Genomic DNA, 23,789 nt, shown 5'->3' on the forward strand with positions numbered 1-23,789 from the left:
CCCGCATCAATCTGCTCATTTATCTTTCTTCCTGTGTCCGCACTCACCTATTTTTCACCGCATTGCAGGCACAGTCCCGCAGGAACATTTTTTATCACATAGAGTTGCCCTTTAAGCCGGTAATCAAAATTCCCAACCGTTATTTCCTTTATTTCTCCGCCACAGAAAAAGCATTTTCCGAATCTGTCAACCATGTCCTTACCTTTTAATTTGCTTCTGTTTTCGGGATCTTCCCACATCGGAGGAGATGGGACGTAGGCAAAAAGTATGATGAGCCAGTCATTTTTTCCACGAGCGCACATAACATGGATTAGTTTTTCTCCGGAATATCCCAGGATAAGAAAACTGTCACCCCTCATAGGATTCTGATGGATTTCAATGATCTTACCATTAGAAATGGCATCCTCTGTCTCCTGAATAGTGAGTTTTCTTGCCATGAGAAATCTGATGACGTGTTCAGATATATGATATTGTCGGTTTTCTGCCTTGTTTCTGATCCAGGCTATGGTCGGCGATTTTTTTGTGTCCGTCATGATGTGGCATTTATGGTGATATTTTCAATATCAGGAATAAAGGGTCTGATCGCCTGAATTTCGTTTGAGATGGCAGGCCGCCACTGAACAGAATAAATATCGTCGCCAAAAAGCGGCTTTAGCTGGAACTTTGCGACACGCATAGGCTCAGGCGTATTAGGGAAATGCTCGATCCAGAGGAGATGCTCAATATCCAGTTTCAATTCTTTACAAACCCATTTTCCCAGGCTTTCAGCACAGTTTGTTTTAAGAATTCTGCCTTTTGACCGAACAGCAAAAAGAATAACAGGTCTGAAATGAATCATATCGGGCTGGCTTACAGAAAGGTCTATGACTCTCACCCGCCATGCGTGCGCCCACCTGCCAACACCCGGCAAACGATATGTTTTGTCGTGAAGAATCAATGTTTTTCAAGCTCCCAAAGTTCTCGTTCCCAGGCTCTGCCTGGGAATACATACCCGAGGCTCCGCCTCGTGTGTCGTCGTTCGAACTGTCCGAGCGATAATTCACATAAAATGCCATATGAGGCAGAGCCTCGGGCGTCACATCCGGCCAATGTTTTACATAAAATGCTATCGAGGCGGAGCCTCGGGTATGCGTTCCCAGGCGGAGCCTGGGAACGAGGGATACTTATGCTTTGTTTCTTCATCTGCTCAGATAAGTTTCAGCATGATCCAAATCCCTATATCCGCCTTCTGTTACCATTCGCCGGAGCATCAGCAACGCGAGATTTTCACCCTTATCCGCGGCAGTTTTCACATTTTTATAGTATAATTGAATGGTCTGGTCACTGTAAGTTTCCAATTCGCTTCTGAGATATACGGAAAAATTGCTTCCGTCGCCGCTGGGGTCAGTGCTTCGGCAGGTGTGATAATAAATTGCAGGATATTTATTTCTTATTTCTTCCTGCCAAGTTGTTTCGATCTCAACGATGTGATCCATGAGCGGATGAGATTTTAACGGGGGGATCAGATTATCCATTCTGGCATATTTTTCAGTGAGGAGGTTCCGCCCTCTTTCCTGGGCGATTTTCAGATCATTCAGATAGGATTCAAGCATCTCCTTTGTCCAGGCGTCATAAATGCTGGCGCGAATCTTTCGAAAGGTGTCCGGAGAATTCTGGCACGATGCGGGCGAGGCACTCTGCACCCGGGAAAACATATCCCACTCAATATCAAGTATATATTGTATAAGATTCTGATTATCCATAATTATCAGTCCCATTTGCTATGATTAAGGAGGGTTCGGAACACGCCCGGCAGTGTGTCAGGATTGTCCACAAACTGCACAAGCTTCCCATATTCCTTTCGGAGGGATGCTTTGTTGGACTCACTGCACCCCATCCCCAGTGTCAGGAGGTTAATTCTTTTCTTTTTGCAGAATTCAATGGCATTGTCAACACCGCATCCCCAGTTTGAGGCTCCGTCGGTCAGATGGATGATAAACGGTTTTTTGTGTCCGGTTTTCAGGGCCATGGCCGTGGCGATAATGGCCTCGCCTGACGCGGTCTTTCCGTGAGGCAGCACAGTGAAAAATCTGTCATTGAGATAAATCTCTGTTAATCGGCACACGCTTTTTACTTCATTGTAGGCAAACACTCTGGCGTTTTTATTGTACATTTTAATTGCTGAAAACAATGACTGATATACTTTTTCAATCTGCTCCCATCGGCTCGGAGCAGACATGGACCCGGTCGCGTCCACAAGAAGTATGATATCGTTGACCAAATCAAAATCATCTTTTTTCAACTGAAAGATAGTGCCTGTGGTGGGCGCTCTGAACAGCCGTCTCCGGTCAATCTTACCAGTTTTCAACCCTCTGTTGTGAGCCGTTTTTCGCTGCGCGGCCGTCTTAATAACGAATTGAAGATTGTGCAGGAGTTTCTTGTCAATTCGGTTTTTCGCATGCATAACAATGTCATTGCCCTGAACACGGACAACATCATCAGCATTCTGAACAGCGTCCTTTACCCGGTCTGTAAAAACCGGTGTGTTTTTTCTGAGAGACTGCTCTATTTCATTGGCAAAAATAAGACTGGTCGGCTTTTCAGATTCTTGGTCCTCATCTTCGAGTTTTAATAAGTTTTCGCCGATTTTAACCTTTTTGAGAAATGGGTCTGTTGAATCTGTGGGCCAGAATTTGATATATTCAAAAAGCCTGGGCCATATAGAGAGATAAAGGTTCAGACGAAAATTTCCCCGTTCGGTAACCCCATGAATTTTCGGGCATTCATAGATGAGCAGGTCAACAATGGAATTCAGTAAAGCGAGTGGTTCCTTATAAAACCGCTCCAAGCTTGTTCTTTTTGAGAAACCTCTTACAGAGGTATCAGTATATTCTTCTTTGTACTTTGTCCCGCTTCGGTCCGCTGCCATGCCCCACCATATATAAAAAAGTTCATTCACTGTGGGGGGATGCGATGCCACATCATGCCTCTCACGAATCTCCGATATCCGCGTTTTTTCCGTATAACAGGCCAGAACACTGCGGTTTGAGAGGCAGTCCAAATATATATTTTCGCATATATCAAAGTATAAATCGAATTTGTAGGCGTAATGCGGCGGCAGTTCCATCTGTGCCTGAGCCAGTTCCTTGAAGCGCTCGCTCCACTCCACTTTTTCATATGCCTTTCGGATGGTAAGCCCGATAATTCTGTCGGTCTTGGAAGGCGGAACCGGATATTTTCCCATGACAGAAGACGGATCAAGGGCAATGCCATGTTTGAAATCCATGCCGGACCACACAATGGTCCCCACATTTCTGCCCACATAAGACGCTACTTTTCTCAGCGATAACAGCAACCTGGCAAGCTCAAGTTTTTCAACCGGAGATTTGTTTCTTCTCCAGAATTCCGAATATCCGTCCTGGCCCGGGATATGGAATCTCTCTATAACCTTAGTTTTAGCTTTTATTTTATGGGACATCTGATTCGCTCCTGTGCGCTCCTGTCCGTGAATACGGACAGAATATTTATAATCTGCCCCCTCGTTCCCAGGCTCCGCCTGGGAACGCATATCCCAAGGCTCTGCCTTGCGTGAACTGTTCATGAGAAATATCAGCCGAACGGTGACGTACGAGGCGGAGCCTCGGGTATGCATTCCCAGGCAGAGCCTGGGAACGAGTAACGAGGGGAGGCAGGTTTTCACTTCTCATTCAGCATAACCTGTTTGGTAAATAACCTTGGTCTGGGTATCTATTTCATGGGACATCTGATCCGCTCCTGTGCGCTCCTGTCCGTGAATACGGACAGAATATTTATAATCTGCCCCCTCGTTCCCAGGCTCCGCCTGGGAACGCATATCCCAAGGCTCTGCCTTGCGTGAACTGTTCATGAGAAATATCAGCCGAACGGTGACGTACGAGGCGGAGCCTCGGGTATGCATTCCCAGGCAGAGCCTGGGAACGAGTAACGAGGGGAGGCAGGTTTTCACTTCTCATTCAGCATAACCTGTTTGGTAAACAAGAGATATTCCAATTCCCCTTTTTCCAGATATCCTTTTTCCATCTGAAGGGAGAGAAGGATAGATTCAAGGGTCTCTTTGTTTGTCTGAAGGCTGGTTACAATAGCTTCTCTTAATGTCCCTCCGGCTGCCATCATCTCTCCGATCATCAGTGTTGTCCGGGTGGAAACCTCAATGGACAAATCAGAATTGCTTCTGAGAATGTTTATGGCATCTATGACATCATCGCTCTGTTTTTCTGAGATTCCGGTTTTTTTTATCAGAATTTCTTTTTCAACTTCGTTGGGGAGGTAATCCATGAGGAGAATATAAAAGCGGTCACGAAGGGCAGGGTCAAGCAGTTCGGTGCCGATGAATTCTTCACCTTCATTGAGTGTGGCAAAAAAAACCACGCCGTCAGCAACTTTTAATGTGCCCAGTTCATCCATCCATACCTGACGATCATCAGACAGAATGGAAAACAGCATGTTCAGAGCTTTGGGATGTTCAGGTCGATTGATTTCTTCCAGGTGGACAACACAGTTGGGGGTCTGTATGGCCTGAGGGAATAAAAATTCTTTATATCTGGTTTCGCCGTTTTCCAGGGTATATTCACCAAAAAGCTGCCCCGGCTCCGAAAGAATACCCACCTGAAAGGTCGCCATTGGCTGCTGGTAAACGGCTGCGTACTGATTGACAAGCGAAGATTTTCCACAGCCCTGTCTGCCGGCCACAAGGACATTAACAGGGTGTTTCCGGGATATTTTATGGATTTTTTCCAAAATCCCCACGGTTTCATTATTAATATAGTAATACGGGTCTTCCTCAGGCACTAACAAGTTGCTGCTGTTCGCTGTTGCATTCAAAATTTCACCTCACCTTGGTATGCTTTGCCTTAATTTGATTATTGTTTTACACTTAGGAACACCCAACAAATAACTTACCTGCGGAGTTTAAGAAAAAGGATTATCCGGAGTGCCAAACTTATAGTTTGGCACTCCGGAAGTTGGGTGATTCTGCCAACCTGTCAAACTTCAAGTTTGGCGCTTTGGAAGGACAAATATTTTCTTAAACGCTCCATTTTGGGTATGCTATCTTTGGGACCTCCTTATTGAGTCTGGGAACGTTTTAAAATTACATAAATGTCATCTGGTATGTTGATGGCACGAATCTTTTCAGGATCAGCGACATTCATGCAAATTCGTTTTTCAAGTCCTCTTACCATCAGTTTGTCAGTTTCCGAACAGATAATATCGTGTTTCAGCGTGAGTGTTTTTTTCTCTAACGCGTCAATCTCCGTAACAATTTTTATCTTCTGATGATATCTTCCAGGGCTGGAATAACGGCATGATGTTTCCACAAGTCCGAACTGAATATTTCTTTCCTGCCATAATGTTAATATATTAAGATGAATAGCTTCAAAAAAAAGATGACCGCATGCATCAATCCATTCGTAATATCTGGGGTAAAAAACAATTCCGAGAGAATCCAGATCCCCCCACATGATTCTGCGTTCAACAATATTTTGTTTCATAATGCGCCTTTCATGATTTAAAAAGTTTCAATCTGTTAAAAATAATGAACAGGCATTACAAACTTTTCTAAAACCGAAGTCAATAATAAAATATTTTCTGATTGAGCGATAAAACTTTAAAGGGAGGAATTCTCTTTCAGGAATCCTCCCTTTAAATATTCTGAAACACTGTCTCACCAAACTGATTCTGACGGATGAAATACTGGCGGGTATGTCCTTGTCAGAACTGCACAAATTGCATTTGGCAGAGCTTGCCTTGTCTCTGCGTTCTATGCCGTCTTATTTTCTGCTTCTTCATTGGGAATCCACGCCATCCACAAGGAGACATTCAGCCCATATGATTCGAGAATTTCCTTAATGTTATTTGCTTTTTCTTCCGGATAGCTGTCTCCGATGGGAAAAGGGTAATCCATGCCAATGAGTCTGTAAGACTGCCCCGCAAAGGGATGAAAGGGTAGCAGATATACATCTTTCAGACCTAATGACTGAACAAATTCCCCTGTTTTTCGTACATTTTCCTCAGAATCATTGACATTTGGCAAAACTGGCAGACGAACATAAGTGGTAACATCATCCCGTGTGATAATTTTTTTTAAGTTTTCAAGAATGATTTTATTTGAAACCCCGGTCTGGCGAATATGAGCCTCTTCATCCATATTTTTGATATCATATAATACATAATCCGTATAATCCAATAAACTGCTTAATTTATCATAGGACTGATATCCGCAGGTATCCAGGGCCGTATTGATCCCCCTCTCTTTGGCTGCTCTGAGTAAGGCCAGGGCAAACTCGGGCTGTGCAGAAGGTTCGCCCCCTGACAGGGTCATGCCGCCTCCGGATTCAGCAAAAAAAGATTTATCCCGGGCCACCTCGTCAACGATTTCATCAGCGCTTCTGATCTCTCCGCTGGCAACAAGGGCACCGTATTCACAGACTTCCGCACACTGAAAGCAGTTCAGACATTTATCCTTATGAATCTTTATGATTTTTGAACCCAGTTTACCTCTGAATCCTTTTTCTTCCGGATATAAAGGTTCCCTGGAGATGCTTTCCATTGCCCCTTCTACAGGACATGCCCGGATGCATTTGCCGCAGTCAACGCAGTTGGGCCAAAAATGAAAAATTTCCGGAAAATGTTTTTTCCCCTCAGGATTGTGACACCATTCACAATTCATCCGGCATCCTTTAAGAAAGACAACAGTCCGGATACCTGGTCCGTCATTTAGCGCAAATTTTTGGATATGTGTGACAATACCAATATCATGCTGCATCTTGTTCAACTCCGATCATCCCGCCGACAGTCGTCTTCCATGTGTTTCCTTCTGTGATAATCTTTTCATACGCTTCTATATCTTCCTGGAAGAGATTTGGAAAACCTTTAAACACATTTTTCCTTCCCAACTGATCATATTTTCCTTCTGCGAAATTATGGAACGGCAGGATATCAACCCCTTTGACACTCTCTCCCAGCGATTTGGCAAACGCCATCACGCCCTTGGCGTGCCCGGGGTCCCAGTAATTGACATTGTGGACAACCAGGGACCGGATTCTCATGTTTGTGCCCCGCTTCGCCATTTTCCTCGCATTTTCAAGAATCAGTTTGTTGGACACGCCGGTCCATTTCTTATGTTTTTCTTCGTCAATGATTTTGATGTCATAAAGCACAATGTCCACATAATCCAGAATGCCCTCTATGATTTCCCACTTTGCGAACCCCGTGGTATCCAACGCGGTATGTATGCCGTCTGCTTTCGCTCGTTTGAACAATTCAAGTGTCACCTCGGGATTCATCAGAGGCTCACCGCCGGAAAGCGTCATTCCTCCGCCGGATGATTGGTAAAACATCTCATCCCGTTTCACTTCTTCATACACCTCATCCACGGTCATAAGCGTACTCACCAAGGTCAGGGCTTCATATTTACAGGCCTCCACGCATTTCATACAATGGGTGCATTTTTCCCGGTCTATCTGGGGCGGCTCTGTTTCTGATATCTCTTCTGGCACTGCCCTTGCCGCGGAACTTTCCGGAGTTGTGCAACACGCAACAGCCATTTCCGGTTCCTTTTTTGTCTCTCTTTTAACAGGCGGTGTTATGGCACCTTCAGGACAGACATCAGCACACGCGCCGCATCTCACGCATTTTTCCGTATTATGATAAAATTCCTGATAGGGATTGATGTTTTCAGGATTATGACACCACGCGCAACTTAAAGGACATCCTTTTAAAAAAACGGTACTCCTTATGCCGGGCCCGTCATTGACAGAAAAACGCTGAATATTCGTCACAAGAAACTTCCCATTGTCTTTGGCTACCTGTTGGCTGTGGTTCATGACAGTCTTTCTCCTTTTGAATGAAAGAAGGTTTAATTACTCGTACTTATGGTCGTCGTCTCGGTTACTGGTTCCTGTCTGTCCCCGACAGCTTACAACCAGTACCGAGCAGACTCAGAGATTAAAGCAGTTCGCTTATATCTTTCCAAGATTCGCCTTTCTCAAATTTTTCGCAGGCCTCCTGATCTTTTTTGACCAGTTTTCCTCTGATTGCGACATTTGTTTTCTGAGTTTCAGCGAGCTGCATTCTTTCAACAAGACATACGCCCTTACGCGGGTCTCCGGTGGGAGACGGTGTTATGAATTTGCATTCCTTGCATGTTGGCATAATAAAATTTCTCCTTCTTTGATAGTAAAAGGATCAGGGGGTTTTGGGAAATATCGGTTGAACAGCATCCCGCGTTGAAGGTTTGAAAGAAGAGAACAGCCCTTATCATTCAGTAAAAACGCCCTGACCCTCCGAGATAAAATTAATTATCAGATATCTCAGCATGGTGGCTGGGAAATCCGGTAATTAAGCGCCTGCCACACTTTCTTCATGTTGTGTTCGGGCTATGATCGTATCCTGGGAGTACCTTGCCAAATCAATGAACCTGGCGCTGTAGCCCGCGACCCTGACGATCATATCTGTATATTTTTCAGGCTCTTTCTGAGCAGATTTCATGTCCTCCGTAGAGATGACATTGAACTGCACATGATCAAGCCCCTTGTCATGCCATGCTTTCATATATGCATGCCAGAGATCAAATCCCACATCGCTGTTCATCAGTACCGGAGAGAGTCGCTGATTCAGCAGAATTCCCTTGTGCCGTGACGCGTCAATTTTGGCAACAGAATTCAGCACAGCCGTAGGACCTTTTTTGTCACATCCCATATAAGGCGAACATCCGCCGTCGTCCAATGCTTCCCCGCCTTTTCTGCCGTTTGCCGAAGCCGCTGTTTTGGGGCCGTTGACAATATAACCCGCGACAGACTGGGCCAGGGGCAGCGGATAGGTGCCGGAATATGTTATGTTTCGCTTCCATTCATCCGCGACCAGATCATAGAAACGCTTTGCAACTGCGTCCACATAATCATCATCATTACCGAACTTGGGGGCATTCCAGAAATCCAGCCGCATTTCCTCATAGCCTTCCCAGTTCGCGTCCAGCGCGTCCATAAGCTGTGTCATTGTGTATTTTTTGTCATCAAAGACCAGCTTCTGAATGGCCGCGATGGAATCAATCACCACCACGCTGCCGCCAATGAGGTTATGCCAGGGATTGGGAATCTCAGCGAGGTCATTCGCATCCATTCCTTTTTCCACGCATCCGTCATCAATGCTGGAAATAAAGGGACAGCACAGGAACTTGGCTTCCATGACCCGGCCGATATCTTTGGAACGCAGACTCAGTTCAATGCCGAAACGCAGCTGTGTCTTCAGGGCTTCCCATACCTGATCAATACTTGTAAAGTCTCTTCCGTTTCCTGTCCGGGGTCCCAGTTGCATCCCGGTAAAAAAGCTGTCAAAACCGTCGTTCAGCGCCACTTCAAGACATTTGGCCGGATAAATGTCTGATCCGCCTTCGCTTCTTGTCTTCTGGGTTCCTCTTCGTCCTGTGACCCCGGGAGACATACACAGGACCAAAGCCCAGTCCCGAGCGATCTCTTCCGGCACATTAAAGTATTTCATGAGCTGTTCGGTGTTGAGCTCGTCATTTTTAATGGAGGGAAAGCCGAATCCTTTTTTGATGCAGTTGAACACCCGCTGCTTTGTCTCCACCCGTCCTTTTTCATTCCACCGGAATGCAATGGAAGGCTCTGTGGTGACGATGCTCTCTGCCGCGTCAAGGATGACATCGGTACAGTCATTACAGCCATCACTGCCGTCAGAATTGACGCCGCCCAGGGTGAGAATAAAGAGGTCGTTCGAACCGGCAAAGAATTCTCTGAGCTGTCTGCCTTTGGTGCTTCCGTGCTCGGAGACCTTGAGGCGTTCGCACTCCACAATTTCCTGAGCCTGGTCCCTTGTCATGGGCTGGTGGGTTTTGTCAATGACGCTTCTCTGATAGAAAGGCCACAGGACTTTATCTTCTTTGTGACCGTATCCGCTGCTGTACCGTTCAATTGAGTGACAGAGCAGATAGGTAAACCATTTGGACTGCATTGCGTCCCAGAATCCTGTGGGAGGTTCGGCAGGCACTCTCCGACAAATATCGGATATTTCCAGCAGCTCTTTTTTTCTTTCTGAATCGCTTTCAAAATTTTCTGCAATGATTTTGGCCAGACGGCTGTATCGCTGGGCCCAGGCAATAACGGCCTTATCAGCGATGATCATGGCTTTCCACTGATCAATCTGATGCAGCAGCGGAAGATTTTCCGAGGCATTCCAGGGTGAACTCCTCAGCGATTTGTTTGCCTCCTCAATATTTGCTTCAATGATCTCTATTCGCTTATTCAGACCGTCTTCCAAAACCGTTTCATAATTCGGAACAATGCTGCTGAACGCGGTGACAAACATGGGGGGCTGAACCGTAGTGGCCGAATACATGATATCCAATTCTTCTTCTGTGAAATACTGTTCACATCGGCTCTGAATACAGTAAGGGCGCCAATATTCAGCAATAGCCTTCATTTCTTCTTTTTCTGTACAGTACTGACTGTCTGCCATGTCAATGGTGGAGAAATAGGAAAGTTCCGGATACATGGGAAAATAACTGGGATGTTCCGTGTTCGCGCCCACAATCAGTTCGTCTTCCTGAATGTGGATGGTCATTTTTTTCAGAATATTCTCAAGACCCTTTGCCCTTACAATTGCTTTGGGCTGGCCGATACTCTTTCTATGAGCTTCTGTGACATAGCGTGCTCTTTCAACCCCTGCTTTTACAGCGGGATCCACATATTCGCCACCCGCCACATGTTTAAAACGACATCTTTCTTTCAGCCTTGCAGTTCTTTCTGTAATTGGCATAGTATTTCTCCTTGCTTCCCTTGGTTATATGCAGAACATCTCATTCCCGCTGCATTGAAATTGCTTATCTTTTTTGTTCCATTTTGGAACACGCTTCATCGCTTTCAAACACAGGTTTGGATAACCAGAATTTTCCTTTTTCATCCTGTTGTTCCATCACACAGTCGCCTTTACCTTGCTCATAATCAAGATCACCCTCCGGAATCCTGAAAAAAAAGGCACAGTCTGCACATTTGGACATTTTTTTCTCCTTTTATGATAAATGAGGTTAGCGTTTACTAAACTATCTGACGCGTCTGCTTTTTACAAATTCGGATTGTAAAAAAGTCGGACATTTTTTTTCCTGATGTGTCAGAAATCTTAATCAAATTTCATATACTGAATTTCATTCAGTAAAATAAATATAAATAACAACTCGGAAACCCGCTGATTTGTCTGAAGAAATCGAAATTTCGGATTCAGGTGTTTCCGCTGAGATCAGAGAACTGTCTCGCCGAAACAGCCCCCCTGAAGAGGAAATTCCAAATTTTTATACTCTGCTGATAATAGACAAGCCCTGTTTTTGTCAAGCATTTTTATATAATAGTAATCGTTACTATTATATATTTTTTGAAAAATGAAGTATTTTTAAGTAATTCTGTTATTCAAAAAATTAAAATAGAATATGACATGATCAGTTCTGTTTATTGAGTGTAATTTAAACAGATAGCAGGGAATGTTGTCAAGTATTTTTTTAAAAAAAATAAGCCTTTCTCAAAAAAAAACGACTCACAATTCCGTTAACATGCTCTATTTTTGAATTCATTTTTTATTTTCATATACGCGCTTTGAAATAGCCACGGGTATCCTTTTCGGACGCATTTTTTTTCAGATATTAAAGAAATATTTCTGAATAAATTATCTTTTTATCGAATTGTATATTTTAGGTGATATCAAATGAGGGGCATTTGATTAAACCACAGGGACGCTGACAGGTGATTCAGAATTTATTCAGGAAAAATGAACTACATTATATTTAAAGCAAATAGTTGTTCTTTGACAGATTTGTTATCAAATATCCAGGCGAATTTTTTTTGTAAAATAACCTGTATATGCCTCAGTTTTTACTTGACTCCAATATATTTTTTAGTATTCTGTGTTTTGATATCTGTTTGTCATGCCTGCATAAAAAATTATAAACTCCCTTAAATAGCAAGAAATTTCTGTGAAAAACAGTGCTGTGGAAAGGGCTTTCTTATATATCGAATAAAACTCAGAAAATTTTTACAGATGAACAGATATCTTTGACAAGCAAGAATGGTTTTGACCGGGACTACGGAGTTCACAGAAAATCATCAGGCTCAGGGCAGCGCAGGGTCAGAATCGCTATTCAGGCTCAGGTGATGACTATCAGATTTGGAAATTCTGTTAATTTAAGGAGGATATTGTGGGGGAAAATCATAAAAAACAAGTAATTCTTGAATCCGCAAAGGAGATCATTTCCGAGAACGGACTGGTAAAGTCCAATATAGCGGAAATTGCCAAAAATGCGGGAGTCGCTGATTCAATTATCTATCATTATTTTAAAAATAAAGAAGACCTGCTTTTTTGTGTATTAGGTGAACAACTGAAGGCAGTAAGAAAGGAATTGTTGTTTCATTTTGAGGGGATTATGGGACCTGTGTCCAAACTGGGAAAGATGATATGGTTTCATCTGGCTGTGAGTGATCTTAAATATAGCAATGCCAAGATTATGAAAAATCTGCTGTTTGAATGCCGGGCCAATAAAAATTTCTATCATCATGAAGGATATCAGGAGTTAAGGAAATATACAGGTATTATGCTGGGTATCCTGAAAGAGGGGGTCAGTGAAAATTATTTTCGTGATGACCTGAATCTGAATCTTATCAGAGACATGATATTCGGATTATTAGATGAGGAATCTGTCAACTGTCTGGCATCCAAGGAAGTTGAAGAGACCAGCCGGGATTTTGAATCGGTTATGTCATTGGTTCTGGCCATGATTTCCAAAAAAAATCCCAATGCTTCCTCTTTAAGTGAGGAATCTGATAAGACCTCGAAAATACTCAGAGCGGCCATATCTGTGTTCGCTGAAAAGGGGTATAACAAGGCAACCATGCTGGAAATCGCCACCCGGGCCGGGGTGGCAGAGGGAACCATTTATGAATATTTTAAAAATAAAAAAGACCTGCTTTTCTGTATTCCCAAAGAGCAGTTCAGAAAATTCAGAGATTCCCTGGAAAAATTGAATACATCCGAACATCCCGACATTAAGTTCAGACGTATGATTTGTAATCATTTTACTCTGTTTATGTCTGACCAAAAATTTCTGAGAATTTTTTTAACTGATATTAAGCTGAACAAGGAATTTTATACCTCAGAAGCGTATGACTGTTATTCAACCTATTATAATGACATGCTGAATGCTCTTTTGGAGGAAGGGAAAAAAACCGGTGTCTTTCGTTCAAATATTAACAACAGGGTCTTCAGAAACCTTTATATCGGCACATTTACGCATTTGGCTGTGAGATGGTTTCTTCTTGGTAAGACCACGCCCATGGAGATGACAGAAGAATTCGGACAGGTCACGGCGCTTTTATGCCGCGCATTGGCCAGTGATCCTTCTTTATTATGAACTGCCCCTGCCCCTTGGCTGAAACACCGTCTCCGGTACGTTCTGTTTACTGTTCTGACGCAGGTGAATATAATTCAGCGTCGCCCGGCATGACAGGCCGATTGAATCCGCCTCAAATAAATGCAGAAGATCATCAGTTTCTCCAATCTCTTTAAAACAGGGTTTTTATAACCGGAGACCGTAACTTACACCGATGACACAGGATATTTTGTTCTTTTTATGTCATATTTTTTTATACCATTAAAATCTTTATGTTATAGTATTATTATATTATTTTCAAAAAAGTGTTGACAGAGGAATGATCTTATGATTGAATCTGCCTCAAATTGAATTTGACTCAATGTATTCTTCTAATGAAATATATCTTACTATTTTATATAAACATAATCAATCTATTGAATTTATATAGTTTTATAGTATTGAAACAATATCTCGGAATCGTATGAGCAGGCTAAAAATACGATTGAGAGTATAAAATTTTATAAATTGATATAATCCTAAAGTAACTAAGGAAAGGAGAGGCAAATGGCGGAGGGAAAAAAGAAAAAAAAGGAAAAAGAACCGGATATCACTTTTTTTCATCCTGACCTTTTAGAGGTGCCGGAAGATGGTTCACCTCCGTACCTGAAGGGTTACAAATGTAAAAAGTGTGGAAAACTTGATTTCCCCAAATTAAGTCCCTGTCCCACGTGCTGGGGAGAAGAATTCGAAATGATTCCGTTGAGCAGAAAGGGAATCTTGTACAGCTTTGCTGACATCTATATCGGACAGCCCGGGATGGATACCCCCTATATTGTCGGTTACATAGACCTTCCGGAAGAAATAAGGATATTTGCCCAGCTTGACGGAGAAGTGGAAAGCTTCAAATGTGATGAAGAGGTGGAACTGACAACCGGTCCCATCCGAATGAATCAGGACGGCTTACCCATTATCAGCTATAAGTTTAAAAAAGTATCAGCATAGTTTTCGGGAAGGAGTTATTATGAAGCTGCAACGAGAGGTATATATTGCGGGTGTAGGAGAGACCGTATTTGGCAAACATAAATTGGATTATGACGCGCTGGGGCGGCAGGCAGCCTTTCAGGCCATAAAGGGGTCCAACATTGACCGTCCGGATGTGATTCAGAGCGCGTATGTGGGAAACGCTCATAATGGTATTGTCACCGGCCAGACCATTTTAAAAGACCTGGGCATGTGCGGCAAGACACCTGTTATCAACGTGGAAAGTGCCTGTTCAGCAGGAGCCATGGCGGTGCATCTGGCCATCAAGGATGTTGCCACCGGGCTTACGGAAGTGTCCATGGGCGTGGGCGCGGAAAATCATACGCTTCGCAGACAAAGCGGGACAGCCTTCATGCCTGCCATGAATGATATTGAATCGGTTCACGGCGGTGTTATGACCGGAAAATACTCCATGCGGGCCACGCGGTATATGCACGACAGAGGCGCGACCATCGAAGACTTTGCCATGATCACGGTAAAAAACAGAAAACACGCCACCCATAACCCCCATGCGTGGTTCAAAGGTGAGATCAGTGTTGAAGAAGTTGTCAATTCACGGATGGTCGCCTATCCCATGACCCTGCATCAGTGCTGCGGTATTGCCGATGGTGCCGGCGCGGTGGTGGTCTGCTCAAAAGAGATGGTCAGGAAACTGGGGATTGAACAGCCGGTAAAAGTCGCAGGAACAGTTGTCACCTCAGGGCCTTATCACAACGGCCCCAGGGATATCACCGGTGATGATATTACAGAAATGACCAGTGAGATGCTTTATGAAGAATCCGGCATCGGCCCGAAGGAAGTAAATATCCTGGAACTTCATGACGCGTTCACCATTGCCGAACTTCTCTATTACGAATGTATGCAGTTATGTGACAAAGGCGACGGACTGAAATTCCTGAGAGACGGCCAGTCCACTTATGGCGGACAATGTGTGGTCAGCCCCAGGGGCGGAATGCTTTCTTACGGCCATCCCATCGGCGCATCCGGCGCGGCTCAGATTGCAGCGAATGTCAAGCAGCTGAGAGGACAGTGCGGCGGTTATCAGGTGGATCCGGTTCCGAGAGTCGCCATGTCCCATGTCACCGGCGGCGGACTGTCAGGAACAGAACATGCGGCCTGTACCATGCATATGCTGGTCAGAGACTGGTAAAAAAAATGTGTTCAGCAGTATGGGTAACACGGACTGAAACCGAAGGTATCTGGTAATTTATTAAAGTAAGGAGGACGGATTATGGAGATAGTTAAAGATAGGGTTGTGCTTATCTCCGGCGCCACAGACGAAGCCGGTCAGGCAATGAGCCTGAGGTTTGCGAAAAACGGTGCAAAGGTTGTTGTCACGGATACGGATCAGGGAAAAATAGATAATCTCGTATCAAAAATCAAGCAGGAAGGGGCAGAGGCTCTGGGCATTGTTGCCGCTCCTGAAAAAGCTGACGAAGTGAAAAAGGTCGTGAGCGAAGCTGTGTCCAAGTTCGGTAAAATTGACGTGCTTGTGAACAATGTGGATACTTCCGAAGGCAAAGGGATCGCTGACCTTTCAGATGATGACTGGCATAAATCCCTCACCACAAACCTGGACCCGATGTTCTTCTTCTGTCGTGAGGTGATTCCTCAGATGCGTCAGAACAAATATGGGCGGGTAATCAATATGGGAAATCTTGAGTATATCGGATGGCCCGGAAAGGCCAACTATTCAGCCTCCAAATCCGCTATCTTCGGCTTCACCCGATCCCTGGCCCTTGAAGTGGCAAAAGACGATATTACAGTAAACTGCGTGGCAAAAGGCGGTGCGTTTGAATCGCCGGATATGTCCGAAGAAGACGCGGCAAAGCTGGCCAAGGGTATGCCCGTTCAGCGACTTGGTAAATCTGAGGATATTGCCAACGCTGTAGGCTTTTTTGCTTCGGACACCTCTCCGTACGCGACCGGACAGACCTTGTTTGTCTGCGGCGGAAAGAGCATGTATTTTTCCATGTCAATTTAGGAATCCGGCAAATTATCGTTTTTAAGGATTAAGTGGAGGTTAAAAATGGGAATTGAAAACAGGGTTGCCCTCGTCACAGGGTCAGCAAGCGGAATTGGAAAGCAGACCGCCCTGAGGATGGCGGAAAATGGTGCCAAAGTCGTCATTAATGATATTGTCGCTGACAAGGTCAATGAAACAGTTGAAGAATTCAAGCGCCAGGGCTTTGATGCTATCGGAAAAGTGGCTGATATCTGCAATAAATCCTCGGTTGATGAGATGATCAAAGACACGGTGGACACCTTCGGCAGCATTGATATTCTTGTCAACAACGCGGGGATGGAGCGCGCAGGCGCGCTGAGAAAGCTTACAGAGGCGGACTGGGATATCACCATCAATGTCAACCTGAAAGGCGCGTTTTTGTGCAGCCAGGCCGCGCATAATTATATGGTTGAAAGAACCCACGGACGCATTATCAATATTGCATCCCGCGCATGGCTGGGCGGCCCCGGACAGGCCCCTTATGCTTCGGCAAAAGCTGGCGTGGTGGGATTAACGAGAACCCTTGCGCTTGAGCTGGGAAGAAAAGGCATTACCTCAAACTGTATTGCCCCGGGACTGATTGAAACCCCGCTGTGGTATGAGCTTCCTGAAAAGAACAGAAACTTTTTGCTGGGAAAACAGCCCACCGGAAGGCTGGGAGAAGTGGATGATATCGCCAACGCAGTGATGTTTCTTGCAGATGATGAGACTTCTTTCATTACCGGACAGGTTTTGTATGTGTGCGGCGGAAGAAGCCTGTTTTCCGGCTGATATTTCAAAAAGCAGGACAAGCTTTTTCAGTTGCGGACTCATAAAACATAAACCAGAGCTTGTGCTGCTTTTCTGACTGAAAGGAGATTTAAACCAATGGGAAATGATGGGAAATCCTTATCTGATGTGAGGGTGATTGACTTCACAGGAGAACTGGGACCCTACGCAGGAAAGATGTACGCGGGCCTGGGAGCGGATGTAATTCATATCGAGCCGGTCACCGGGAATCCGCTGAGAAATATCGGTCCGTTTTACGAGGGCATTCAGGACAGGGAAAGAGGGCTTCAGTTTCTTTATTATAACGGCGGTAAAAGAGGCATGGCTCTGGATATCAGGCAGGAGAAGGCCAGGGATATCTTCCTCAGACTGTGCAGCACGGCCGATCTTCTGCTGGAAAGTTTCGCACCGGGCTATCTTGACAGTCTGGGGCTTTCTTACGACATATTAAGCGCGGTCAATCCGAAACTGGTTCAGACATCCATTACCCCTTTCGGACAGTTCGGTCCCTACGCGGATTATCCGGGGTGCGATCTGACCTGTTCAGCATTGGGCGGATTTTTATTTCTGGCGGGTATTGACAATGACAAGCCGGTCCGGGCATGCGACAACCAGGCCTATCGGATGGCGGACGCATACGCTGCCGTGGGCAGTTCTATCGCGTTGCTTTTTGCAAAGAAAACAGGCATCGGTCAGTTTGTTGATGTATCAGCTATGGAAGCCACGGGAATGGCCCTTGAAAACGCCGCCCAGTACTGGGATCTCGAGGGAAAAAACCGCAGAGGACGGGGAAAAGAAGCCGGTTCCGCGTCTGTCCATCCGTGCAAAGACGGATTTATTGCCATTGTCGCGATCATGGGCAAGAACAAAGTCATGTGGGATCCCTTTGTGAAATGGATGCAGGATGAGGGGGTCGAAGGATGCGAAGTTTTTGACGATCCCAGATGGATTGAGCCGAGTTACCGATTGTCAGCAGAGGGATATGAAACATTCTGCCGGGTGTTTGAGGGATTTACCATGCAGAATGAAAAACTGGCCCTGTACGAACGAGGTCAGGCTCACCGCGTCGCGATTTCACCTGTAAGCAATGGCAAAGACCTTCTGGAGAATCCCCAACTGAAACACAGCAATTTCTGGCAGACCATACACCATGATAATTTGAACGGAGAAGTGACTTATCCGGGTGCGCCCTACACATTTGGAAATTTAGAATGGCGGTTCGGGAATCCCGCGCCAACCCTTGGTCAGCATTCTGCCGAGATACTGAGAGAACTCGGATACGAGGAAGACGAGATCAATACGTTCGCAAAGGAGGGCATTATATATGTTGGCTAATATGAAAAGAGCCCTTGAGGGGATTGTTGTATGCGATTTTTCATGGGTCGGTGCGGGTCCTATCACAACAAATGTTCTGGGACAGTGCGGCGCGGAGATCATTAAGATTGAAAGCACAAAACGTCCTGATATCCTCAGAAAAGGAGGCCCCTTTAAAGACGGAGTTGCCGAGGGATTGGAACGCAGCGGCTATTTTGCAAACCGGAACCCCAATAAAAAATGTATCTCATTAAACATGAGTCATCCCAAAGCCCGTGATGTCGCGATCCGTTTAATAAAGAAAAGCGATATTATCATTAACAACTTTCGTGTGGGCCAGATGGAAAAATGGAACCTGGGATGGGAGGATGTCAAAGAAATGAATCCTCGCATTATTTATGTGACCATGAGTCTCCAGGGGATCACAGGGCCTCATAAAGCCTATATGGGCTACGGAGTCAATCTGAATGCCTTGTGCGGGCTGACCGAGCGGGCAGGCATGCCCGGGGAAAACCCCTTTGGAACCGGCACAAACTATACAGATCATGTCATGGTCCCGGGTCATACACTGTTCGGCATCATGGCCGCGTTGCTGCAACGCGAGCAGACCGGGGAAGGACAGACCGTGGCGGTATCCCAGTTGGAATCTGCCATCAGCATGAAGCCCACGGATGCCATGGCTTACGCGGGCAGCGGTGAGATTTTAGGGCCTCTGGGATATGGGGATCCTGATGCAGCTCCTCACGGGGTCTATACCACCCTCGGGTACCGGAAATGGATTGCCATCGGTGTTTTCAACGAAGATGAGTGGTTCTCACTTAAAAAAGTGATGGGGAATCCGGAATGGGCCGAAGATGAGAAGTTCTCAACTTTTGCCAGCCGTAAGGAAAATGAGGCAGAACTGAACGCAAATATTGAAGCATGGACCAGAGACAAATACTCAGACTGGCTCATGAAAGAACTGCTTCAAAATGGCGTAAAAGCTGGCGTTGTAAATGACTCCCGAAGTGCTATTGAAGACGATCATATGCGGGAGCGCGGATTCTGGTCCTATCTTGATCATCCTGTTGTGGGTTCCGCACTGTATAACCGGGCCCCCATCATGTTTTCCAAAACACCGATAGAGATGCGGACTGCGGCCCCGTTGCTGGGCGAGCATACCAAAGAAGTTCTGACCGGACTGCTGGAGTACTCAGAGGAAGAAATTGAGCAGCTCACAGCCGAAGATGTGCTGACTTAAAAAGGGTGTTAGGTGTCAGGTGTCAGGTGTTAAGTTTTCTGTCATCCAAAAGCCGGACAGCAAATTCGGAATTTGGAATTTATAATTTATTTGATTAATTAGGGAGTCTTATATATGGATTTTGCAGTTCCTGAAGAATATATGATGCTGAAAGAGGCCATGCGGGAGTTCGTGAAAAGAGAAATGATGCCTCTGGAAAAAACCCTCCTTGAACGGGATATGAGTTTGTGGACCGAGCCGGGCCCGCTGATTCCCAAAGATGACAAAGAGCGGTTGTTGGCAAAGTCAAAAGAATTAGGTTTCTGGGGACTTGAGGTTGAAGAGAAGTTTGGCGGACAGGGCCTGGGAATGCTGGCAAAGACCATGGTCATGGAAGAAATGAGCAAGTGTCTGGTGGGATTTTCTCCTCACGGGTTCATGCTGCCCCCGGATGCGCCCAACCTTTATTATTTGCATGCGTGTTGCCAGGAAAGCCAGCGGGACAAATACTTTGTGCCTTACTGCAATAATGAGCTTGACTCTGCCATGGCAGCCACGGAACCCGGAGCCGGATCCGATGTCAGCGGCCTGAAAACAACCGCGGTCCGTAAGGGAGACAAATGGGTCATCAATGGCACAAAAACTTTTATCAGCAAATGTGACAAATCCAATGTGTTTTTTATTCTGATTGCCGTAACAGACAAAGAGGCTTCCACAAGGGATAAATTTACAGCCTTTATTATTGACAAAGACATGCCCGGGGTGAGAATCGGAAAAGAGATTCCCGTCATCGGCGCGATGCCGACCTGGGACCTGATCCTGGAAGATGTCGAAGTCGGAGATGAGGCGATTTTGGGTGAAGTGGGCAAGGCTTTTATTCCCTTACAGAACCGTTTTGGCGTAAGGCGCATCGAACTGGCATCCCGCTGCACAGGCATGGCCGAAAGACTGATCCAGATGATGATTGACCAGGCCAATACCCGTACCACATTTGGCAAACTTCTGGGCGACCGTCAGACCATACAGAACTGGATCGCGGATTCCACCATGGAGTTGGAAAGTACCCGGCTGCTGCTTTACTATGCCGCGTGGAAATCCGACCAGGGTTACACAGACCTTCGTACCGAAGGCTCCTCCCTCAAAGTGCTGGCAACTGAAATGCTCTCAAAGGTGGCGGACAGAGCAATCCAGATGCACGGCGGCGTAGGGCTTTCAAAAGAACTGGGGATCGAGTATGTGGCCAGAATGGTCAGAATCTGGCGGATATTGGAAGGACCTTCGGAAATCCACAGATGGACCATTGCACGATCATTGTTGCGGGAGAAAAAGCCGTACAATATTTTTATCATGGAAAAAGAGCAATAAAATTGTTAATCGCTGATGTTCAGGATTGTCCTGTCATTCCTACGAAAGGGGGAATCCCTCTTCTCTTTAAGGATTCCTGCTTTCGCAGAAATGACAGGTCCGAAAGCCTGAACATCGGGTAACACAAGGATAAGGAGCATAAAAAATGGGTGTAGATTTCAAAAAAGAGAATCATGTCGCGTACATCACACTGAACCGGCCCGAGGCCATGAATTCTTTAGACCCTGAATCTGTTGACGCATTGTTCAATATTTGGACAGAAGTGAAAAATGATGATGATATCCGGGTGGCTGTACTGACAGGAGCCGGTGAAAAATCCTTTTGCACTGGCACAGATATGAAAAAGACACCGCCGCCCGAAGAGTGTATGGCAGCGATTTATCTTCGGGACGGACAGCCCATTGTTCCGCATATGAAAATGTGGAAGCCTATCATTGCCGCGATTAACGGTTACGCCATTGGCGGCGGACTGGAAATGGCCCTGGCATGTGATCTGAGAATATGCAGTTCCAAGGCGAAATTCGGTCTGACAGAGGTGAAAGTGGCAAGTCTGGCAGGATTGAACGGGACACAGTGCCTCCCTCGCGCAATTCCCCAGGCTGTGGCCATGAAAATGCTTCTCACCGGAGAAATGATTGACTCACAGGAAGCCCATCGGGTCGGACTGGTCAGTGATGTGGTGGAACCGGACGAACTCCTGAATCTGGCCACGAAATATGCGGAGCGAATTGCAAACAACGCACCGTTGAGCGTAAAGGCTGCCAAACAGGCCATCGTCATGGGTCTGGATATGCCGCTTGAAAACGGAATTGCCTTTTCCCATCTGCTCTGGGGTGTGCTGAGAGATACCGAAGATCGGAAGGAAGGATTCAAGGCATTTGGTGAAAAGAGACCTCCGGAGTATAAGGGGAAATAAATTGTTTCCTTTGTTAAAAAGTGTCCGAGTTGTTAGTTGTTAAGTTGTTAGTTGTTAAGTTGTTAAGTGTCTGTGAGTGTCCGGAGGTCTTGTCTGAAACATCCGGACACTTCTTCCTAAAAGAATGGGGGGTTATATGCATATTGCGGTGTTGGCGAAAGTCGTACCCGATTATGAGGTCCCGGCAGGGGATTTTGAGTTATCAGATAATCGGGCGCACAGCAGATACACGAGAATGATGGGACTGTACGATGAAAATGCCATAGAAACAGGTGTACAGTTAAAAGAAAAATATTCAGCCTCGCTGACAATCATATCCTACGGCGCGGAAGACGATATTCCGGTTCTGAGAAAAGCCATTGCAATGGGAGCCGAGAAACTCGTACTGGTTACGGGACAGTCAGATGATGCGTCGGTGATTGCCGCGAATCTCAAAATGGCCATTGACAATCTGGGCGATGTGGATCTGATCCTGGCAGGCCAGCAATCCGCAGATATGGACAGAGGGGTTGTCCATGGCACCTTAGCTGAAATGCTGGGCCTCACCTTCATTCCCCAGGTCAGTAAGATCGAATCTGAGAACGGCGGATGGAAGATCAGCCAGCTTACAGAAACCGGGAGCCGCGACTTGCAGTTCAATGGCAAAGGTGTGTTCTCCATTACCAGTATCCCGGAGAATGTGCCTCGCATCCCCGCGGTTCGGGCTATTTTTGCCGCAAAGAAAAAACCAGTGGAGAAAGTCGCGGAAGTTGAAAGTAATGCCATGGGAATTGAAGAAGTTTCCGTGGAAATCCCAACAATGGATTCGGTATGTGAATTTTTGCCGGTGGAAGATGTGGGAGAAACCGTAAAAACATTACTGACAAAACTGAGGGAGGAGCGATATCTATGAAAACACTTATTGTTGAAATCATTGAACCCAAAAGACTTGGCGAATTGGTTACGGTCAGTAAGGAATTTTGTGACACGCCGGATATCGTTGCGCTCGGGGCGGGAGATGTTCCGGGAGTCTATAACAAAGCGTGGCAGACTGAAGAAACCATATCCGCAAATCTGGTCCCGGCCATTGCCGAACTGATTCAGAAAGAAGAATACCAAGTCGTTCTGTTCAGCGCCTCAACCGTGGGAGCAGGACTTGCCGGACCTGTCGCAGCCAAACTTTCAGCGTCCGTTGTTTCCGAGGTGATCGGCATTGAACCTGATCTTGTGGTCAGGCGTCCCATGTACGGCGGCAAGGCTGTGGCAACATATAAGATTACCGCAACGCCCGCGATTCTCACCATAAGAAGAAAATATTTTGAACCTGCCGAATTGGAAGGAACAACAGCGGCTGAGACGCTGACCATTGCAGAGCCTCTGGTAAGCCTGATTGCGGAAAAGCAGGAAAAATCAGAAGGTGTCCCCCTTGAGGACGCGGAAGTGGTTGTCTCCGGCGGCAGAGGCATGGGCGGCCCGGATAATTTTTCCATGTTGCAGGAGATGGCGGAGATTCTCAAAGGCGCGGTCGGTGCGTCAAGGGGTGCCGTGGATGAAGGCTGGGCTGCTCCGACACTCCAGATCGGTCAGACCGGAAAGATCGTTGCCCCGGGTGTCTATTTCGCAGTCGGAATATCCGGCGCAAGCCAGCATCTGGCAGGTATTGCCAATGCCAAATGTGTGGTGGCGATTAATAAGGATGAGGAAGCCAATATCTTCAAGCGCGCCCGCTTCGGAATCATCGCTGATTATAAGAAGATTATGCCCGCGCTGAATAACGTACTGAGAGAGGAGTAAT

General features: G+C 45.9%; 23 protein-coding genes. 11 read left to right on the forward strand and 12 right to left on the reverse strand.

What is annotated here, in order from left to right; all coding sequences use genetic code 11:
* Window positions 1-47: 47 nt before the first annotated feature.
* The 12 genes from dnm_RS27355 to dnm_RS27410 form a co-directional block, all read right to left on the reverse strand.
* A complete protein-coding gene (locus tag dnm_RS27355) occupies window positions 48-533 on the reverse strand; it encodes a DUF4258 domain-containing protein (RefSeq protein ID WP_207680054.1) in 486 nt (161 codons plus the stop codon).
* Window positions 530-937, reverse strand: a complete 408-nt coding sequence (locus dnm_RS27360; RefSeq protein WP_207680055.1) for a hypothetical protein — start codon at window positions 935-937, stop codon at window positions 530-532. Before dnm_RS27360 ends, dnm_RS27355 begins: the two co-directional genes overlap by 4 nt.
* Window positions 938-1,178: 241 nt before the next feature.
* Complete coding sequence (locus tag dnm_RS27365) at window positions 1,179-1,757, reverse strand: DUF4125 family protein (protein WP_207680056.1); 579 nt, start codon at window positions 1,755-1,757, stop codon at window positions 1,179-1,181.
* The gene (locus dnm_RS27370; RefSeq protein ID WP_246556111.1) at window positions 1,748-3,580 is read right to left on the reverse strand and encodes a vWA domain-containing protein; all 1,833 of its coding nucleotides are present in this window, start codon (window positions 3,578-3,580) and stop codon (window positions 1,748-1,750) included. The genes dnm_RS27365 and dnm_RS27370 overlap by 10 nt, the downstream gene beginning before the upstream one ends.
* A gap of 102 nt (window positions 3,581-3,682) precedes the next feature.
* Window positions 3,683-3,865: a hypothetical protein gene (locus dnm_RS27375; RefSeq protein WP_207680057.1), complete on the reverse strand. Its 183-nt coding sequence runs from the start codon at window positions 3,863-3,865 to the stop codon at window positions 3,683-3,685.
* Between the two features lie 95 nt (window positions 3,866-3,960).
* Complete coding sequence (locus dnm_RS27380) at window positions 3,961-4,839, reverse strand: AAA family ATPase (RefSeq protein WP_207680058.1); 879 nt, start codon at window positions 4,837-4,839, stop codon at window positions 3,961-3,963.
* Window positions 4,840-5,081: 242 nt separating this feature from the next.
* The gene (locus tag dnm_RS27385; RefSeq protein ID WP_207680059.1) at window positions 5,082-5,507 is read right to left on the reverse strand and encodes an acyl-CoA thioesterase; all 426 of its coding nucleotides are present in this window, start codon (window positions 5,505-5,507) and stop codon (window positions 5,082-5,084) included.
* Window positions 5,508-5,776: 269 nt separating this feature from the next.
* A complete protein-coding gene (locus dnm_RS27390; RefSeq protein ID WP_207680060.1) occupies window positions 5,777-6,781 on the reverse strand; it encodes a glycyl-radical enzyme activating protein in 1,005 nt (334 codons plus the stop codon).
* Window positions 6,771-7,841, reverse strand: coding sequence for a glycyl-radical enzyme activating protein (locus tag dnm_RS27395; RefSeq protein ID WP_207680061.1), 1,071 nt, complete (start codon window positions 7,839-7,841; stop codon window positions 6,771-6,773). The genes dnm_RS27390 and dnm_RS27395 overlap by 11 nt, the downstream gene beginning before the upstream one ends.
* Window positions 7,842-7,962: 121 nt before the next feature.
* The gene (locus dnm_RS27400; protein ID WP_207680062.1) at window positions 7,963-8,169 is read right to left on the reverse strand and encodes a hydrogenase; all 207 of its coding nucleotides are present in this window, start codon (window positions 8,167-8,169) and stop codon (window positions 7,963-7,965) included.
* A 186-nt stretch (window positions 8,170-8,355) separates the two neighbouring features.
* Window positions 8,356-10,791, reverse strand: a complete 2,436-nt coding sequence (locus tag dnm_RS27405; protein ID WP_207680063.1) for a glycyl radical protein — start codon at window positions 10,789-10,791, stop codon at window positions 8,356-8,358.
* Window positions 10,792-10,855: 64 nt separating this feature from the next.
* Entirely contained in the window at window positions 10,856-11,032 is a 177-nt protein-coding gene (locus dnm_RS27410) for a benzylsuccinate synthase gamma subunit family protein (protein WP_207680064.1), read from the reverse strand.
* A gap of 1,185 nt (window positions 11,033-12,217) precedes the next feature.
* Between dnm_RS27410 and dnm_RS27415 the strand changes: the two genes are divergently transcribed.
* The 11 genes from dnm_RS27415 to dnm_RS27465 all read left to right on the forward strand — a co-directional run bounded on the left by dnm_RS27415 (window position 12,218) and on the right by dnm_RS27465 (window position 23,788).
* Entirely contained in the window at window positions 12,218-13,426 is a 1,209-nt protein-coding gene (locus dnm_RS27415; RefSeq protein ID WP_246556112.1) for a TetR/AcrR family transcriptional regulator, read from the forward strand.
* Between the two features lie 525 nt (window positions 13,427-13,951).
* Window positions 13,952-14,389, forward strand: coding sequence for a benzoylsuccinyl-CoA thiolase subunit BbsA (gene bbsA / locus dnm_RS27420; RefSeq protein ID WP_207680065.1), 438 nt, complete (start codon window positions 13,952-13,954; stop codon window positions 14,387-14,389).
* Window positions 14,390-14,408: 19 nt separating this feature from the next.
* Window positions 14,409-15,578 carry a benzoylsuccinyl-CoA thiolase subunit BbsB gene (bbsB, locus tag dnm_RS27425; protein WP_207680066.1) on the forward strand — a complete coding sequence of 390 codons (1,170 nt, stop codon included), beginning with the start codon at window positions 14,409-14,411 and terminating at the stop codon, window positions 15,576-15,578.
* Window positions 15,579-15,659: 81 nt separating this feature from the next.
* Window positions 15,660-16,412 (forward strand): SDR family NAD(P)-dependent oxidoreductase, encoded by a 753-nt coding sequence (locus dnm_RS27430; protein ID WP_207680067.1) that lies wholly within the window; start codon window positions 15,660-15,662, stop codon window positions 16,410-16,412.
* A 45-nt stretch (window positions 16,413-16,457) separates the two neighbouring features.
* Window positions 16,458-17,204 (forward strand): SDR family NAD(P)-dependent oxidoreductase, encoded by a 747-nt coding sequence (locus dnm_RS27435; RefSeq protein ID WP_207680068.1) that lies wholly within the window; start codon window positions 16,458-16,460, stop codon window positions 17,202-17,204.
* 96 nt (window positions 17,205-17,300) lie between these two features.
* Complete coding sequence (locus tag dnm_RS27440; RefSeq protein ID WP_207680069.1) at window positions 17,301-18,536, forward strand: CaiB/BaiF CoA transferase family protein; 1,236 nt, start codon at window positions 17,301-17,303, stop codon at window positions 18,534-18,536.
* Complete coding sequence (locus tag dnm_RS27445; protein WP_246556114.1) at window positions 18,526-19,755, forward strand: CaiB/BaiF CoA transferase family protein; 1,230 nt, start codon at window positions 18,526-18,528, stop codon at window positions 19,753-19,755. The genes dnm_RS27440 and dnm_RS27445 overlap by 11 nt, the downstream gene beginning before the upstream one ends.
* Window positions 19,756-19,869: 114 nt before the next feature.
* Window positions 19,870-21,099 (forward strand): acyl-CoA dehydrogenase family protein, encoded by a 1,230-nt coding sequence (locus tag dnm_RS27450; protein WP_207680070.1) that lies wholly within the window; start codon window positions 19,870-19,872, stop codon window positions 21,097-21,099.
* A 145-nt stretch (window positions 21,100-21,244) separates the two neighbouring features.
* Window positions 21,245-22,015, forward strand: a complete 771-nt coding sequence (locus tag dnm_RS27455; RefSeq protein ID WP_207680071.1) for an enoyl-CoA hydratase/isomerase family protein — start codon at window positions 21,245-21,247, stop codon at window positions 22,013-22,015.
* A gap of 136 nt (window positions 22,016-22,151) precedes the next feature.
* The gene (locus dnm_RS27460; RefSeq protein ID WP_207680072.1) at window positions 22,152-22,907 is read left to right on the forward strand and encodes an adenine nucleotide alpha hydrolase family protein; all 756 of its coding nucleotides are present in this window, start codon (window positions 22,152-22,154) and stop codon (window positions 22,905-22,907) included.
* A complete protein-coding gene (locus tag dnm_RS27465; RefSeq protein WP_207680073.1) occupies window positions 22,904-23,788 on the forward strand; it encodes an electron transfer flavoprotein subunit alpha/FixB family protein in 885 nt (294 codons plus the stop codon). The genes dnm_RS27460 and dnm_RS27465 overlap by 4 nt, the downstream gene beginning before the upstream one ends.
* Window position 23,789 lies beyond the last annotated feature (1 nt).

Origin of the sequence: Desulfonema magnum, assembly GCF_017377395.1 — a bacterium.
In the GTDB taxonomy this organism is placed as follows: Bacteria; Desulfobacterota; Desulfobacteria; order Desulfobacterales; family 4be13; genus Desulfonema_C; species Desulfonema_C magnum.

Excerpts from the sequence above, each read along its gene's own strand:
- dnm_RS27355 (WP_207680054.1), bottom strand. The coding sequence starts at position 533 with ATGACGGACACAAAAAAATCGCCGACCATAGCCTGGATCAGAAACAAG.
- dnm_RS27385 (WP_207680059.1), bottom strand. The coding sequence starts at position 5,507 with ATGAAACAAAATATTGTTGAACGCAGAATCATGTGGGGGGATCTGGAT.
- dnm_RS27370 (WP_246556111.1), bottom strand. The coding sequence starts at position 3,580 with ATGAACAGTTCACGCAAGGCAGAGCCTTGGGATATGCGTTCCCAGGCG.
- dnm_RS27450 (WP_207680070.1), top strand. The coding sequence starts at position 19,870 with ATGGATTTTGCAGTTCCTGAAGAATATATGATGCTGAAAGAGGCCATG.
- dnm_RS27405 (WP_207680063.1), bottom strand. The coding sequence starts at position 10,791 with ATGCCAATTACAGAAAGAACTGCAAGGCTGAAAGAAAGATGTCGTTTT.
- dnm_RS27435 (WP_207680068.1), top strand. The coding sequence starts at position 16,458 with ATGGGAATTGAAAACAGGGTTGCCCTCGTCACAGGGTCAGCAAGCGGA.
- dnm_RS27460 (WP_207680072.1), top strand. The coding sequence starts at position 22,152 with ATGCATATTGCGGTGTTGGCGAAAGTCGTACCCGATTATGAGGTCCCG.
- dnm_RS27410 (WP_207680064.1), bottom strand. The coding sequence starts at position 11,032 with ATGTCCAAATGTGCAGACTGTGCCTTTTTTTTCAGGATTCCGGAGGGT.
- dnm_RS27400 (WP_207680062.1), bottom strand. The coding sequence starts at position 8,169 with ATGCCAACATGCAAGGAATGCAAATTCATAACACCGTCTCCCACCGGA.
- dnm_RS27375 (WP_207680057.1), bottom strand. The coding sequence starts at position 3,865 with ATGAACAGTTCACGCAAGGCAGAGCCTTGGGATATGCGTTCCCAGGCG.
- dnm_RS27430 (WP_207680067.1), top strand. The coding sequence starts at position 15,660 with ATGGAGATAGTTAAAGATAGGGTTGTGCTTATCTCCGGCGCCACAGAC.
- bbsA (WP_207680065.1), top strand. The coding sequence starts at position 13,952 with ATGGCGGAGGGAAAAAAGAAAAAAAAGGAAAAAGAACCGGATATCACT.
- dnm_RS27445 (WP_246556114.1), top strand. The coding sequence starts at position 18,526 with ATGTTGGCTAATATGAAAAGAGCCCTTGAGGGGATTGTTGTATGCGAT.
- dnm_RS27455 (WP_207680071.1), top strand. The coding sequence starts at position 21,245 with ATGGGTGTAGATTTCAAAAAAGAGAATCATGTCGCGTACATCACACTG.
- dnm_RS27390 (WP_207680060.1), bottom strand. The coding sequence starts at position 6,781 with ATGCAGCATGATATTGGTATTGTCACACATATCCAAAAATTTGCGCTA.
- dnm_RS27440 (WP_207680069.1), top strand. The coding sequence starts at position 17,301 with ATGGGAAATGATGGGAAATCCTTATCTGATGTGAGGGTGATTGACTTC.
- dnm_RS27395 (WP_207680061.1), bottom strand. The coding sequence starts at position 7,841 with ATGAACCACAGCCAACAGGTAGCCAAAGACAATGGGAAGTTTCTTGTG.
- dnm_RS27465 (WP_207680073.1), top strand. The coding sequence starts at position 22,904 with ATGAAAACACTTATTGTTGAAATCATTGAACCCAAAAGACTTGGCGAA.
- bbsB (WP_207680066.1), top strand. The coding sequence starts at position 14,409 with ATGAAGCTGCAACGAGAGGTATATATTGCGGGTGTAGGAGAGACCGTA.
- dnm_RS27365 (WP_207680056.1), bottom strand. The coding sequence starts at position 1,757 with ATGGGACTGATAATTATGGATAATCAGAATCTTATACAATATATACTT.